We start from the raw sequence: 14,932 nt of genomic DNA, 5'->3' as shown, positions 1-14,932 counted from the left end.
AGGAAAATCTGCCGGAATTGAATTTGCCTCAGGCCTCAATCATCACTTTTTTCCACATGGCGCGGATGTAGTCACGCTCTTGTGAGAAGGCATCACCCTCCACCTGACTATTGAGGTTCTGAAGCGCCCGCCGGTGAATCGTGGAACGCAGGGCGATGAAGGTTTCCCTGAGTTTTTCGGCATCTTCGACCGCCATCACCCCGGCGCGCCCCAGCTCCTCCATCTGGCGAATGTTATCGGACCACTGGGTCAGCTCCGGGTGCTCAGCGGACCACGCCAGCATCAGGTACTGGACGATAAACTCGATATCAACGATGCCGCCGGTATCATGCTTGATATGAAACACCTCGTCCTGCCGGCTTTCCGGCGTGGCCAGACTGGCCCGCATCTTCTCCCTCATTTCGACCACCTCGTTCCGGAGTTTCTCACGGTCACGGGGCTGACAAAGGATCTCGTGGCGTATGGATTCAAAAGCTTCAAGGGTCTCCGTGCATCCGGCAACACCCCGGGCCCGGGCAAGCGCCTGATGCTCCCAGGTCCAGGCGTCCTCGCGCTGATATTTTTCGAAGGCCTGCAGAGTACTGACCAGCAGCCCGGAGTTACCGGACGGCCTCAAGCGCATATCAACCTCATAAAGCTGCCCCGAGGGCGTCTGGGTGTTGAGGATGTGGACGATCCTTTGCCCAAGCCGCGTGTAAAAAACCGCATTGTCGATGGGCTTTTCACCGTCGGTGGCCAGCTCCGGATCAGCTTTGTGCACAAACACCAGGTCAAGATCGGAGGTATAGCCCAGTTCGATCCCGCCCAGCTTGCCATAGCCAATGATGGCAAAATCGGTTTCACAGGCGGAGCCATCTTCCCGGCGCGGATAGCCGTGGCGGCTGACCAGGTTGGCGAAGGCTACGTCCACCACATGATCCAGAACAACCTCGGCGATCCAGGTGAGGTAGTCACTGACCTTCATCAACGGTAATGTGCCTTTCAGTTCGGACGCCGCAACCCGCAGGATATGGGCTTTCTTGAAATGCCGCAGTGACTCCATCTGCTCTTCCAGATCCTCAAACGGAATCCGAAGCATCTGCTGGCGCAAATCATCCTGCAATTCTGCTTTCGCGGGTGGGCTGTACAGGCTCTCGGCGTTCAACAGCTCATCCAGCAGGAGCGGTGTTTCCGCCAGCTGCCTGGCAATCCAGGGGCTCTCACTGCACAACCGCACCAGTTGGGTACAGGCGCCCGGATTTTCCAGCAGCAACACCATGTAGGCCGTGCGACGCAGTATGGCTTCCACCAGCTGCAACACCCTGGACAGGGTCTCGGACGGGTTATCAACCTGGGTGAGCGCCTCAAGCAGCATGGGCATGAACTGATTGAGTCGCCGGCGCCCCTGGGTCTGTAGATTCTGAACAGTCCTGTTTTCACGAAGTTCAGCCAGCTCCGCCAACGTAGCACCGGGGTCTTCATAGCCCCGTGATTTGAGCCAGTCGGCGGCGGCCGCCTCTTCCATTTCGGAAAGCCAGAGCTCGAACCACCCTTCTTCGAGGGCCCCCTGCCCCTCATCTTCGTCATCTTCCGTGGTAATAATGTTGGAAAAATGCGTGGCGACCCGCTCCCGGTGTTCTCTGAGGCACTGTTCGCACGCCTGCCAGTTCTCGAAATCCATAATTGTGGCGACCCGTGCCCGGGACAGCTCATCTTCCGGCAGCAACTGGGTTTGCTTGTCTTCCATACCCTGGAGCGCATGCTCCAGGTTTCTGAGAAACACATAGGCGTCGCGAAGCTCACCAACCACCGGCGACGGCAACAGCTCGAGCTCTTCCAGCTCTTTCAGGATGACCAGCAGCTCCCGCTGCTGAAGCTCCCTGTCCCGGCCACCGCGAATGAGCTGGAATGCCTGAACCACAAACTCGATCTCTCGGATACCGCCGCTACCCAGCTTGATATTGTTTTCGAGCCCCTTTCTGCGCACCTCCCGGCCAATCATGGCCTTCATGCTACGCAGGGACTCGAACGCGCTGAAATCGATGTACTTGCGGTACACGAAGGGGCGCAGCGTCTCCATGAGCACCTGACCCGCCCTTTGATCGCCCGCCACCACCCGGGCCTTGACCATGGCGTACCGCTCCCAATCCCGCCCCTGGTCCTGATAGTAGGTTTCCAGAGCAGCAAAACTCAGCGCCAGCGCGCCACTCTGGCCATAAGGCCGGAGACGCATGTCCACCCGGAACACAAAACCATCTGCCGTAATCTGGTCCAGAGCCTGGATCAGCCGCTGGCCAAGGCGAACGAAGAACTGCTGATTATCCAGTGAGCGCCGCCCGCCAACGGTTTCCCCCTTGCTCGGAAAGGCAAAGATAAGATCAATGTCCGAGGAGACGTTCAGCTCCCGACCACCCAGCTTACCCATACCCAGAACCACCATTTTCTGGTCGGTTTCCTGGCCGGTTACCGGGTCAGCCCCTCGAGGCGTACCGTATTGCTCGCAGGCGTCCTGGTATAGCCAGCTGAGCGCTCCATCAATACAGATATCGGCAAATACACTCGTCGCCGACATGGTCTCAGCCAGGTCTGCCCATCGCATCAGATCCCGCCATATAATCCGGAACTGGGTCTCCATGCGGAATTGTCTGAGGGCCGAGTGCAGGCCAGGCTCACCATCAACTTCAGAGAGATACTCTTGCCATCGACTTTCCAGATAATCCGGAGTGGTTGGCTCAGACAACGAACGAGAGGCCATCAATGCCTCTACCTGATCGGCATGGCGTTCCAGAGTCTGGCGAAGGAACAAACTGCGGGAGATCGCCGTAGCCACTAAGGTGTCATCCATACCCTCCGGTGAGGTCAACCAGGCCGGAACCCCTTCCGGGAACACTGATTCCCAGCACCCGGCGACATCATCCGCCAGCGGTTTCGGAAGGCTGTGCCATGGCTCGGACATAATGCAAACCCCTGTCTCTCTGTTATATTTCGGGTACTGTATAACGAACTTACCCGCAACTGAACAGGCCGCAGACACGGATGCAACGAAACCGCCGCCCACTGAATCCGGAGCATCAGCAAACTCACCTGCCCATGGGCGGGATGATTCGGAGCCGGATGAAGCGCCTCTTTGCGATCCTGGGAACACTGCTATTGGTGCAGGTCCTGATCATCTGGGCGGTCGAGGACCTGGAACTATTCGAAGCCGCCTGGCTGACCATGACCACGCTGGTAACGGTCGGCTATGGCGATTACGCACCCCAGACGATGATCGGGCGGTTCAGCACCATTGTGCTGATGTTTATCTCCTCAATTACGCTGCTGACACTGATCGTCAGCGACTATATCGAATACCGGTTCTACCGCCGGGAACGTATTTTGTCGGGAAGGTGGATCTACAAAATGAATAACCACATCATCATCATTAACACGCCCCAGCACGGCGGCGACCAGTATTTTATGAGATTTGCTTCCCAGATTCGGGAGATTCCAGGGTACGAAACCATTCCAATCATGATTCTGACCCGGAAGTTTCCAATGGGGCTACCCACCGAGCTCTCGGACATCGGGGTGGTGCATCACCACGGAGCAGGCTTTGATCCAGAGGCGCTGAAGGCCGTCCATGCAGGCAGCGCGAGGCATATCATTGTGCTGGCCGCAGACGAAGCGGACCCATTTTCAGACAGCCTGACGTTCGATATTGCCCACCGCCTCACAGAAATCAATCTGGGCCATCGCACCATTGTCGAGTGTGTAAACGACCAGAACCGTGGGCGCTTCAAATCCCTCGGAGTGCGCATTGTGCTCCGCCCAGTGAGAACATACCCGGAGATTATGGTTCGTTCTGTGGTTGCACCCGGTTCCGAGAAAGTGCTGGAAGATATGTTCAACTACGAGCATGACCACCCTCATCGTTATGACTTGCAGCTGGACGACCTGAATTGGGCCGACATCGTAAGCGCTCTGGTACGCCACGGCATTGGCACCGCTCTCGCCTACATTGATGAAGATGACGAGGTTATCTGTCATCCGCCAACCAACGAAGAAATCGAAGGCAAGGGGCTGATAGTACTGGTTAAATCTTCTGAAACACCGGAGGTCTCTGTGGTGCAGGAAGCACTGGAGCGGTACCGGGCATTCCTGAAGCAGTGGCGCGCCCATTCCGCGGATCAGGAAACCGGCGATTACTGACCGGCAGTGGCAAGCTGTAACTGGAGGACACCCAACGTCGTGGAGCCTTCAGCGAGATCACGAATTGCAGCGCCCGTGGCCAGATCAGACATCACACACTCCCAGAGTTCACCGCACCCTGCGGCGCCAGCCGCATTTGCGACGCGCGACAGGTCGTATTCCTGTGCAGGAAACGGCTGATCCAGCAACCAACAGACACTCAAGGCCTGAAGGAATTCGGTAATGGAAAGCGCCTCGCTTTTACGCGCCGGCTCCGGGTGATACAGGCCCGCCAGAAAATAGCCCTGCTCGGCCTTACTGACCAGATTCAGGAAAACCGGCACTTCCCTGGCCAGCTCGAGCGCCCAAGCCACCAGCTTGCTGTCGTCCCCACTCTTGAGCTCAAACTCCACCTCGTGGAGCGGCCACCTGGCATCATTGCCGGCCACAGTGCCGGAATCGACTGCTATCTCAATGGAAGTCTGCCCTTCTTCCAGCCAGAGCACCTGGCGCTGAAAGTTGGTTGCAAACACAATCTGGAGCCGGCTGAGGTCCAACCCGGCATTCAGCGGTGTGTCTTCCAGTAACGACAAAGCCAGTTCAGGACTGGATACAGGCCACTCCCACTCCTCGCGTCGGTGGGCGCCATCAACGAATTCGCCCCGGGTTTTCAGGGTCTGGATATAGTCATCACCTGCTTTGCGAACCCTCAGCGCAGCTTTGGCTCGATTCAGATCGGCATTGGGCGTGTCGAAATAGTGATTGATCAGGGATTTGGTTTTTCCAGCTCGGACTTCAGGAAGTGAGGAAAGCCACTTTAAAGCCTGTGCCTGTGCGGCCTCAGAAACACTGAGCTTGATTTCCAGTTCGGTTGCCATGCCAATGCCTTATTTTTCGGGATTCATAAACGCAAAAAACCGGCGACCCTGAGGTCGCCGGTTTTCATACTACAGGATTAGCCGATTGGCTGATCAGAAGTAGTAAACACCACCAACGGAAGCGATAGAACGCTCGCTTTCGTCAGCAACGCCGTATACACCGTCGTCACCGCCACCGAGGTAGCCTTCGAAGTACACATACATGTGGTCAGACAGGTTGTGCAGAGCCTGGAAGGTTACGGTAGAAGTTTCAGTGTCGTTGGCGTCGTCAGCCAGGGGCGAATTCGTGGTCGTGCTAAACACCGATGGTGGAACCGTTGTCAGCGTGCTCAACTTCAGAGCTTCCGCCTTTGACGCTGTCATGGTACAGAACGTACTGGATGTTACCTTACACGGTCGGCATGGAATCCATTTTGGCTGCCAGCTCGGAAGCAGACATGGTTTCCTGGGCCAGCGCGGAGCCAGAGAACGTTGCGACTGCGATAGCAGATGCGAGGAGCGTTTTTTTCATGTTGCGCCTTCCTTTTTGAGTTAACTCAGGTTTTAGCGACGGGTTCTTATCCCGATTTTGTAAGGCTTCACCAGTCAGGCTGGATGAGGCCGATTCTGCATCACCCTATGTCAGTTTTATGACAAAGGAGTAACTTTTCTTCTTTTTCGAATAAATCTTGCAGATTCCAGATCTATACAGCTCAATCACTTATCGAACTTTCTTAAAGTTCTGGATGATGAAAATGCTTTAATACAATCATTCTCATTTTGCAAATTAACTGCAGTGCGTTTTTAGCTCTTTTGGCACCAGAAACGCAATCATTTATGCAATTTTGTGCTCGTGAGCTGCGTTACAGTTGCATATCAAATCCGAGGCCAGATTTTAACAAACCCCTTATCAACAAAACTTAGACTGAAAAAACCCTTGGATCGCAACGACTCCGAGGACATTTCCGCACCATTAAAGGCCGGCATGACCACCCGCGCACTACAATAGCGCAAATACTTATACACTCTGTTATCGAGTCTCGAGCATGAACGTGACGGGCCCGTCATTCACCAACCCGACCTTCATATCTGCGCCAAATCTGCCCTCACCCACCTTTTCCGGCCCCAAACCGGAACGTGCTTCTACCACAAACCGTTCATACAGCGTGTTGGCGGCATCCGGCCCCGCTGCATGAGAGAAGCCCGGCCTGGTTCCGGAGGACGTATCCGCCGCCAAAGTAAACTGGGAAACAACAAGAAGGGAACCACCGATATCCAGCAGGCTACGATTCATCCGGCCAGTCTCATCGGGAAACACACGATAAGTGAGAATTTTTCGGCAAAGCTCCCTTGCCTCGTGCTCGCTATCTCCCTTTTCCACACCCAGCAACAGCAAAAGGCCTGTGTCGATCGAGGCTATCTGCTCACCGTCCACGGTAACACTGGCTTGCGACACTCGCTGGATCAATCCTTTCATTCACTGCCTTGAGGACGTTTGAACAGGCGAACATTAAGATCGGGCAAGAGTGTATCCGTGGCCATTACGGGCCGCAACCCTGAAAACGGGATTCAGCCAGCACTTTTTTCAGTTTTCGCGACAACGGACTCAACACCGCGAATGAGGGCATCAACAATCGCCGGCTCGGAAGCCGAGTGGCCGGCGTCGCGAATGATCTGGAATTCCGCTTCCGGCCAGGCCTTGCTGAGTGCCAGCGCATTCTCCAGAGGGCAGACCATATCGTATCTGCCGTGGACGATTATTCCGGGAATGTCCGCCAGGCGGCCTGCATCGCGAATGATCTGGTCCGGCTCGAGAAAGGCCGAATTCATGAAATAGTGGCATTCAATGCGGGCCAGGGCGATGGCCACATGAGGATGGCCAAAGTGCTCAACGACCCTCGGGTTCGGGTGCAGCGTCGCACACCTGCCCTCCCAGACCGACCAGGCCTTGGCCGCCTGGATCTGCTCCAGCTCGTTGGAACTGGTCAGCTTGCGATAGTAGGCCGAAACCATGTCAGCCCGGTCGGCTTCCGGAATCTGCGCCTCGAAGTCAGACCAGTAATCCGGGAACACCCGGCTCGCCCCCTCCTGATAAAACCAGTGAATATCCCGCGGGCGACAGAGAAAAATCCCACGAAGAACCAGTCCCGACACCCTTTCCGGATGGGCCTGGGCGTATACCAGGCTGAGAGTCGATCCCCAACTGCCACCAAACAGAAGCCACTTGTCGATACCGAGAAACGAACGCACCACTTCCATGTCTTCAACCAGCTTGTCCGTGCTGTTGCCTTCGAGCTCTGCCAGGGGGCTGGACCGCCCGGCACCGCGCTGATCCATCAGAATGATCCGGAATCTCTCGGCGTCGAAAAAGCGCCGATGGTAGTCTTCACAGCCGCCACCGGGGCCGCCGTGGACCACCAGAACAGGTATCCCGTCCGGGTTCCCGCTTTCCTCAACGTAGAGTTCATGGGGAGGATCAACGGCTATGCGATGCTGGGCATTGGGCTTGATTTCCGGGTAGAGGGTGAGCATGAAACGCTCCGCGTGAAGGATTTAACCGGAGTTTAGCTTAACCCCATAAAAAAAGGGCCAGATGAAACATTCATCCAGCCCTTGTTACCCATGCTCGATAAGAGCCGGGCGATTACTTCTTGTTGGCGCGCTTGCGCTCGTTTTCGGTCAGAAGCTTCTTGCGCAGCCGGATGGACTTCGGGGTTACCTCAACCAGCTCGTCGTCATCAATAAACTCAAGCGCCTGCTCAAGGGTAAATTTGATGGGCGGCACGAGCCCGATCACTTCATCCTTGCCAGAGGCACGCATGTTATCCAGCTTTTTGCCCTTGGTGGGGTTAACCACCAGGTCGTTGTCACGGCTGTGGATGCCACACAACTGCCCCTCATAGATTTCCTGCCCCGGATCGAGGAAGAGCTTGCCCCGGCTCTGCAGGGTTTCCAGCGAGTAGGTCAGTGCGGTACCTGTGGCCATAGACACGATGACACCGTTCTGGCGGCTGGTGACATCGCCCACCTTGATCGGACCGTAATGGCTGAAGGTAGAGGTCAGGATGCCGGTACCCGAGGTCATGGTCAGGAAGGTGTTCCGGAAACCAATGAGGCCGCGGGCGGGAATGGTGTACTCAAGGCGCATACGCCCCTTTCCATCCGGCACCATATTGGTCAGATCGCCCCGGCGCAGGCCCATCTGCTCCATGATCGGCCCCTGGTGCTGCTCCTCAATATCAACGATGACGCTCTCGTACGGCTCCTGCTTGACACCGTCAATCTCGCGGATCACAACTTCAGGCCGCCCTACGGCCAGCTCGAAATTCTCGCGGCGCATGTTTTCGATCAACACTGACAGGTGCAGCTCCCCACGACCGGACACCTTGAACTTGTCAGCCGAATCGCCTTCTTCAACGCGCAGCGCAACGTTGTGCAGCAACTCCTTTTCCAGACGTTCCTTGATATTCCGGCTGGTAACGTATTTGCCTTCCTTTCCGGCGAAGGGCGAATCGTTCACCTGGAACGTCATGGATACCGTCGGCTGATCCACCGTCAGCGGCGGAAGCGCTTCAACGTTGGCCTGGTCACAGAGGGTGTCGGAGATGAACAGCTCGTCCATGCCGCTGACACAGACAATATCGCCAGCCTGGGCTTCGTCGACTTCAACACGCTGAAGACCGGAGTGGCCCATGATCTTGAGAATACGACCGTTACGCTTCTTGCCGTTGGCGCCGATGGCGGTCACCGGCGAATTGGTCTTCACCTTGCCGCGCATGATGCGGCCAATGCCGATTACGCCCAGGAAGCTGTTGTAGTCCAACTGGGAGATCTGCATCTGGAACGGGCCGTCCGGATCAACATTCGGAGCAGGTACGTGATCAACGATCGCCTGGAACACGGCATCCATGTTGTCATCCAGATTCTCGTGATCCATTCCGGCAATGCCGTTCAACGCACTGGCAAACACAATCGGGAAGTCCAGCTGCTCATCGGTGGCACCGAGGTTATCGAACAGGTCGAACACCTGATCCACCACCCAATCAGGGCGCGCACCCGGGCGGTCAATCTTGTTTACCACCACAATCGGGCGAAGCCCCGCAGCAAATGCTTTCTGGGTAACGAAACGGGTCTGAGGCATGGGGCCGTCGATGGAGTCGACCACCAGCAGCACACAGTCCACCATGCTCATGACACGCTCAACCTCACCACCAAAATCAGCGTGGCCCGGGGTGTCGACAATATTAATGTCGTAGCCATTCCATTTCAGGGCGGTGTTTTTCGCCAGAATGGTAATACCCCGCTCTTTTTCCTGGTCATTGGAATCCATGACCCGCTCGTTCTCGAGTTCTTTCCGATCCAGCGTACCGGACTGGCGAAGAAGCTTGTCGACAAGCGTGGTTTTACCATGGTCAACGTGGGCGATAATGGCGATATTACGAAGTTTTTCAATCACAAAAATATTCCTGCGGCATGCACTCAATGACCTGAGAAGGTCGTTCGCAGGGGGAATCCCAGCACATGCCGTCTCAAATCCGTAAAATGAACTCATTCACCGGAGCTGGCTGCCCGGCACCCTGCACGGTGCTTTCCGATCCGGGATCTGGAAATGACAGGGTAAAAAATGAAGCGGCGCGCATTATAGCGAAAAGTCTGTGTCGTTAATATGAAGAAAAACGCCTATTCTCTACACTAAGCACTCGCACTCATTTAGGGCGCATAGCCAATAAATGCACCAACGCGGTGCACCAATTAAGTGCAAGCGACCAGCCCAGAGCTACTAATTTCTCGTGAACATGCCCCAAACCCTTGCAGTTGCGCTGTTCTGGAGCATGCCCTAAAAATTGGCAAGCGCCTTGCTTTATCGAAATCAGCCGAAATTTGCAGGTAAGACGCAACGGCATTTGCTAAGCTGCGCGAACCTGAGAAACAGATCGGAACCCGTTTATCCGGGCGATCCGGCACCACGAACATGAATACAGCCGCCTGTGCGGTATAACTTACGGAGCATGCACAATGTCCAAGACAGTTGATTTGATCAAAGAACACGAAGTCAAATGGGTTGACCTGCGCTTCACCGACAGCCGCGGTAAAGAGCAGCACGTTACACTGCCTGCCACCGAAGTGGATGAAGACTTTTTCGCAGACGGCAAGATGTTTGACGGCTCCTCAATCGCGGGCTGGAAAGGCATCAACGAATCCGACATGATCCTGATGCCGGACGACGAAACCTCCGTTCTTGATCCCTTCACCGAAGAAACCACTGTCAACATCACCTGCAACATCGTAGAGCCTTCTACCATGCAGGGTTATGAGCGTGACCCGCGTTCCGTTGCTCGCCGTGCCGAGGAATACCTGAAGTCCACCGGCATCGCCGATGGCGCGCTGTTCGGCCCGGAGCCGGAGTTCTTCGTGTTTGATTCCGTGAAGTGGAATGTAGACATGCAGGGCGCTTCTTACCATATCCACTCTGAGGAAGCCGCCTGGGTATCCGGCGAAGATTTCGACCGCAACAACATCGGTCACCGCCCGGGCGTTAAAGGCGGCTACTTCCCGGTTCCGCCGGTGGACAGCCTGCACGACCTGCGTGGCGCCATGTGTGCCGCCATGGAATCCATGGGCCTGGAAATTGAAGTACACCACCACGAAGTCGGTACTGCCGGCCAGTGTGAAATCGGCGTTGGCGCCAACACCCTGACCCGCAAGGCTGACGAAGTACAGATTCTCAAGTACTGCGTACACAACGTGGCCCACGCCTACGGCAAAACCGCCACCTTCATGCCCAAGCCGGTGGTTGGTGACAACGGTTCCGGCATGCACGTACACATGTCCCTGAGCAAAGACGGCAAGAACCTGTTCGCAGGCGACAGCTATGCCGGCCTGAGCGAAGCGGCACTGTACTATGTTGGTGGTGTTATCAAGCACGCCAAGGCCATCAACGCCTTCACCAACCCGGCAACCAACAGCTACAAGCGCCTGGTTCCGGGCTACGAAGCACCGGTTATGCTGGCCTACTCCGCCCGCAACCGTTCGGCCTCCATCCGTATCCCGTACGTGAACAGCCCGAAGGCGCGTCGTATCGAAGTTCGCTTCCCTGACCCGGCGGCCAACCCGTACCTGGCGTTCGCGGCGCTGATGATGGCCGGCCTGGACGGCATCCAGAACAAGATCCACCCTGGCGATGCCATGGACAAGGATCTGTACGACCTGCCGAAGGAAGAGGCGCTGAGCATTCCGAAGGTTGCCGAAACCCTGTCTGAAGCCCTGGACTGCCTGGAAGCGGACCACGAGTTCCTGACCCGTGGCGGCGTATTCACCGAGGACATGATCGCGGGCTACGTGGATCTGAAGCGCGGTGAAGTCGAGAAGCTGAACATGACCACTCACCCGGTCGAGTTCGATCTGTACTACTCCTGCTAATATCTCTCTTTAGAGAGAAAGCAGACAAGCCCCGCCCTCGTGCGGGGCTTTTTTTGAGCAAAAGCACAGTGCCTGCAGCCCTTAACGATATGTAACCAACATCCGGGGCTGCAGACGTTGAAAAGACCCCGGGCGCCACCGATAATCGGGGAAACCCAATAACAGGTGAGCTTATGAATCCAAAGTCTGGATTGGTTACCGGCCTTCTGTTTTTTCTGGCGATTCCGGTCTCGGCCGAGGTTTATCGCAACGTTGATGCCTACGGCAACGTCACCTATTCTGACGAGCCCAGCGAAGGCGCTGAAGCGGTAGAGGTCAAGCCGGTCACGACGATCACCCTGCCCAAGCCAGAGGCTGTGCAGGAAACCGAAAAGCTTCGTGAAGAAGTTCAGCGAGAAGGCGCTGCCTACGAAAGTCTGTCCTTCGCCTATCCGGATAACAACCAGGCGTTCTACAGTGGCAGCGGCGATGTCCAGTTCGAGGTGCGCAGCACCCCCGGCCTCCAGCCCGGCCACAAATACGAAGTGACCCTGGACGGGCAGCCTGTCGGGCAAAGCACCTCCGGCTCAATCACCGTCAACAACGTGTTTCGTGGAACCCATGAAGCCCGGGTCCATATCGTGGATGAAAACGGGGTTCAGGTAAAAACCGGCTCACCGATTACCTTCACGGTTCACCGTCCTTCCGCTCTGAACTAGCCAAGCCGCCCACATATCCGCACCATTTTGGTGCGATCGCACCAAAAAGCAGCCATACTCTGATCAGCAACGGGGCGCATTTTCCGGACTGATCAGAGGCTTTCTTTCCATTTGCACCAGCTTACGGCACTTTTCCGCGCCAATGTCCCCTTTTGCCCGCACTTTGCTCATTCATTTGTGAACCTGGCTAAAGTGGTTCGCTTTTTGCAAAACTCCGGAGGTCACACTTTGTCGAACCAACGGGATTCACGCATGGCATTGCCTTCGGCCCAGCAAAACGGATACAAGAGCATTCTCGACAGCCTGACTACGGCCGTCCTGGTGCTCGAGGATAATCTGAGCATTCAGTATCTTAATCCGGCCGCCGAAAGCCTGTTCGAAACCAGCATGACCCGAAGCCAGGGCCAGCCCTTCCAGGACATTCTGGTCGAGTCCGAAGACGCCCTGAAAACCCTGTTTGCCGCCGTCCGTAACGGGCAATCCTACACTCGCCGCGAAGCCGAGTTTCTGCTCGCCAGCGGCTCCCGACTCACTGTGGATTATTCCGTAACGCCTATCAGCCTGGAGCCGACGGAACTGCTGATCGAAATCCAGCCCAGGGACAGGCTGATGCGGATCAGCCGTGAGGAAGACATCATCTCCCAGCAGGAGACCACCCGTATCCTGGTGCGGGGCATGGCCCACGAGATCAAGAATCCGCTGGGCGGCATCCGTGGCGCGGCCCAGCTGCTTGATCGTGAACTCAGCAGTGAAGACCAGCGGGAATACACTCGGGTCATCATTGACGAGGCAGACCGCCTCAGAAGCCTTGTTGACCGGATGCTGGGCCCCAACAAGGCACTGAAGCTGGCGCCGACCAACATCCATGAAATACTGGAAAGAGTTGGCACACTGCTCGAGGCTGAGAGCAAAGGGCGACTGAATTTCAAACGGGATTACGACCCCAGCATTCCGGAGTTCAAGGGTGACAAGGAACAACTGATCCAGGCGTTTCTAAACATCGCCCGGAACGCAATGGAAGCGGCCTTCGAAAACCAGGCGGGGCATAGTTCCGAGGAACCGCCGACTATTACCTTCCGCACCCGCACCCTGCGTCAGTTCACCATTGGCAACCGCCGCCACAAACTGGTGTGTCGGGTCGACGTGATCGACAACGGACCCGGAATTCCGCCGGAGCTGGTGCAGAACATTTTCTATCCGATGATCAGTGGCCGTGCCAGTGGCACCGGTCTGGGGCTTTCCATCACCCAGAGCATCATCGGTCAACACCGCGGACTGGTTGAATGCGAAAGCGAACCAGGCCGAACCGACTTCATCATCTTCCTGCCTCTGGAGGACACCCCATGAGCCAACCGGCGAACGTCTGGATCATAGACGACGACCGCAGTATTCGCTGGGTGCTGGAGCGCGCCCTTAACCAGGCCGGTATGCAGCCCCGAGTTTTTGACAGTGGTGAAAGCATCATGATGCGGCTGGAGCACGAACAGCCGGATGCCATCGTCAGCGATATCCGCATGCCCGGCGTTGACGGCATCACCCTGCTTTCCCAGATTGTGGACGTTCACCCGGACGTGCCCGTGATCATAATGACCGCCCACTCGGACCTCGAGAGCGCGGTGACCAGCTACCAGACCGGCGCGTTTGAATACCTTCCCAAGCCCTTCGATGTGGATGACGCCGTGGCGCTGGTCAAACGCGCTGTGGCCCATAGCCACGAGAAGCGGGCCAGTGGTGAGCCTCAGGCCGAGATGGCCCAGCGAAACGCCGAAATTATTGGTGAAGCACCGGCCATGCAGGAAGTTTTCCGCGCCATTGGCAGGCTGTCCCACTCCAATATTACCGTGCTGATCAACGGCGAGAGCGGCACAGGCAAGGAGCTGGTGGCTCAGGCACTGCATAACCACAGCCCCAGGGCCAACCACCCGTTCATTGCCCTGAACATGGCCGCTATTCCAAAGGACCTGATTGAATCCGAACTGTTTGGCCACGAAAAAGGCGCCTTTACCGGTGCCGGCGCCGCCCGACAGGGTCGTTTTGAACAGGCCAACGGCGGCACCCTTTTCCTCGATGAAATCGGCGACATGCCCGCGGACACCCAGACCCGACTATTGCGGGTTCTGGCCGATGGCGAGTTCTACCGCGTAGGTGGCACCACCCCGATAAAGGTGGATGTGCGCATCATCGCGGCAACGCACCAGGATCTGGAAAAGCTGGTCCAGGCGGGCACCTTCCGTGAAGACCTCTTCCACCGCCTGAACGTTATTCGCGTGCATCTGCCAAAGCTGGCCGAGCGGCGGGAAGACATCCCCCGCCTGATGCAGCACTTCCTGAAACGGGCCGCAAAAGAGCTGGCCGTAGAGCCGAAGATCCTGCGTGAAGAAGCGGAAGAATACCTGACCACCCTGCCCTGGCCGGGCAACGTCCGCCAGCTGGAGAACACCTGCCGCTGGCTGACCGTCATGGCCAGCGGTCGCGAGATCCACATTGATGACTTGCCCCCGGAATTGCTGCACCAGGCAGAAACACCGACCACCGGGACAACCTGGCAGGAAGGCCTGAAAAACTGGGCCGAACAGGAACTCAAGCGGGGCAAGAAAGGCATTCTCGATACGGCCGTGCCCGAGTTCGAGAAAATCATGATCGAGACCGCCCTGAAGCACACCGGCGGCAGACGCCGTGATGCGTCAATACTTCTGGGCTGGGGACGGAATACGCTGACCCGGAAGATCAACGAACTGGGGATGGACCATCCGGAACACGAAGACGACTGACGATTGGCGAACCGCCGGGGTTCGTTGATGTTTTGGGGCA

At 56.6% G+C, this 14,932-nt stretch carries 12 protein-coding genes; 5 read left to right on the top strand and 7 right to left on the bottom strand.

Annotated elements, in window-relative coordinates:
• Nucleotides 1–28: 28 nt before the first annotated feature.
• A complete protein-coding gene (gene glnE / locus ACP86_RS13290) occupies nucleotides 29–2,935 on the bottom strand; it encodes a bifunctional [glutamate--ammonia ligase]-adenylyl-L-tyrosine phosphorylase/[glutamate--ammonia-ligase] adenylyltransferase (RefSeq protein ID WP_053114325.1) in 2,907 nt (968 codons plus the stop codon).
• Between the two features lie 80 nt (nucleotides 2,936–3,015).
• On the opposite strand from glnE, the gene ACP86_RS13285 reads away from it, so the two are divergent.
• Entirely contained in the window at nucleotides 3,016–4,167 is a 1,152-nt protein-coding gene (locus tag ACP86_RS13285) for a potassium channel family protein (protein WP_008170884.1), read from the top strand.
• On the opposite strand, the gene ACP86_RS13280 is transcribed toward ACP86_RS13285, so the two are convergent.
• From ACP86_RS13280 to typA, 6 genes are all read right to left on the bottom strand, one after another.
• Complete coding sequence (locus ACP86_RS13280) at nucleotides 4,161–5,024, bottom strand: CYTH domain-containing protein (RefSeq protein WP_053114324.1); 864 nt, start codon at nucleotides 5,022–5,024, stop codon at nucleotides 4,161–4,163. The two genes, ACP86_RS13285 and ACP86_RS13280, sit on opposite strands and share 7 nt — an antisense overlap.
• Before the next feature lie 93 nt (nucleotides 5,025–5,117).
• Nucleotides 5,118–5,387, bottom strand: coding sequence for a hypothetical protein (locus ACP86_RS23265; RefSeq protein ID WP_008170887.1), 270 nt, complete (start codon nucleotides 5,385–5,387; stop codon nucleotides 5,118–5,120).
• A gap of 25 nt (nucleotides 5,388–5,412) precedes the next feature.
• The gene (locus ACP86_RS23495) at nucleotides 5,413–5,535 is read right to left on the bottom strand and encodes a hypothetical protein (RefSeq protein ID WP_008170889.1); all 123 of its coding nucleotides are present in this window, start codon (nucleotides 5,533–5,535) and stop codon (nucleotides 5,413–5,415) included.
• Between the two features lie 498 nt (nucleotides 5,536–6,033).
• Complete coding sequence (dtd, locus tag ACP86_RS13270) at nucleotides 6,034–6,480, bottom strand: D-aminoacyl-tRNA deacylase (protein WP_053114323.1); 447 nt, start codon at nucleotides 6,478–6,480, stop codon at nucleotides 6,034–6,036.
• A gap of 92 nt (nucleotides 6,481–6,572) precedes the next feature.
• Nucleotides 6,573–7,535, bottom strand: a complete 963-nt coding sequence (gene pip / locus ACP86_RS13265) for a prolyl aminopeptidase (protein ID WP_053114320.1) — start codon at nucleotides 7,533–7,535, stop codon at nucleotides 6,573–6,575.
• 112 nt (nucleotides 7,536–7,647) lie between these two features.
• Nucleotides 7,648–9,459: a translational GTPase TypA gene (typA, locus tag ACP86_RS13260; RefSeq protein WP_053114317.1), complete on the bottom strand. Its 1,812-nt coding sequence runs from the start codon at nucleotides 9,457–9,459 to the stop codon at nucleotides 7,648–7,650.
• 560 nt (nucleotides 9,460–10,019) lie between these two features.
• On the opposite strand from typA, the gene glnA reads away from it, so the two are divergent.
• The 4 genes from glnA to ntrC all read left to right on the top strand — a co-directional run bounded on the left by glnA (nucleotide 10,020) and on the right by ntrC (nucleotide 14,892).
• Nucleotides 10,020–11,423, top strand: coding sequence for a glutamate--ammonia ligase (glnA, locus tag ACP86_RS13255; RefSeq protein WP_053114316.1), 1,404 nt, complete (start codon nucleotides 10,020–10,022; stop codon nucleotides 11,421–11,423).
• A gap of 173 nt (nucleotides 11,424–11,596) precedes the next feature.
• Nucleotides 11,597–12,121: a DUF4124 domain-containing protein gene (locus ACP86_RS13250; RefSeq protein ID WP_053114314.1), complete on the top strand. Its 525-nt coding sequence runs from the start codon at nucleotides 11,597–11,599 to the stop codon at nucleotides 12,119–12,121.
• A 252-nt stretch (nucleotides 12,122–12,373) separates the two neighbouring features.
• Nucleotides 12,374–13,468, top strand: a complete 1,095-nt coding sequence (gene glnL, locus ACP86_RS13245) for a nitrogen regulation protein NR(II) (RefSeq protein WP_053114311.1) — start codon at nucleotides 12,374–12,376, stop codon at nucleotides 13,466–13,468.
• Nucleotides 13,465–14,892, top strand: coding sequence for a nitrogen regulation protein NR(I) (ntrC, locus tag ACP86_RS13240; protein WP_014575986.1), 1,428 nt, complete (start codon nucleotides 13,465–13,467; stop codon nucleotides 14,890–14,892). Before glnL ends, ntrC begins: the two co-directional genes overlap by 4 nt.
• Nucleotides 14,893–14,932: the final 40 nt, after the last annotated feature.

Source organism: Marinobacter sp. CP1, from assembly GCF_001266795.1.
In the GTDB taxonomy this organism is placed as follows: Bacteria; Pseudomonadota; Gammaproteobacteria; order Pseudomonadales; family Oleiphilaceae; genus Marinobacter; species Marinobacter flavimaris.
This window is presented reverse-complemented; position numbering and strand designations above follow the sequence as displayed.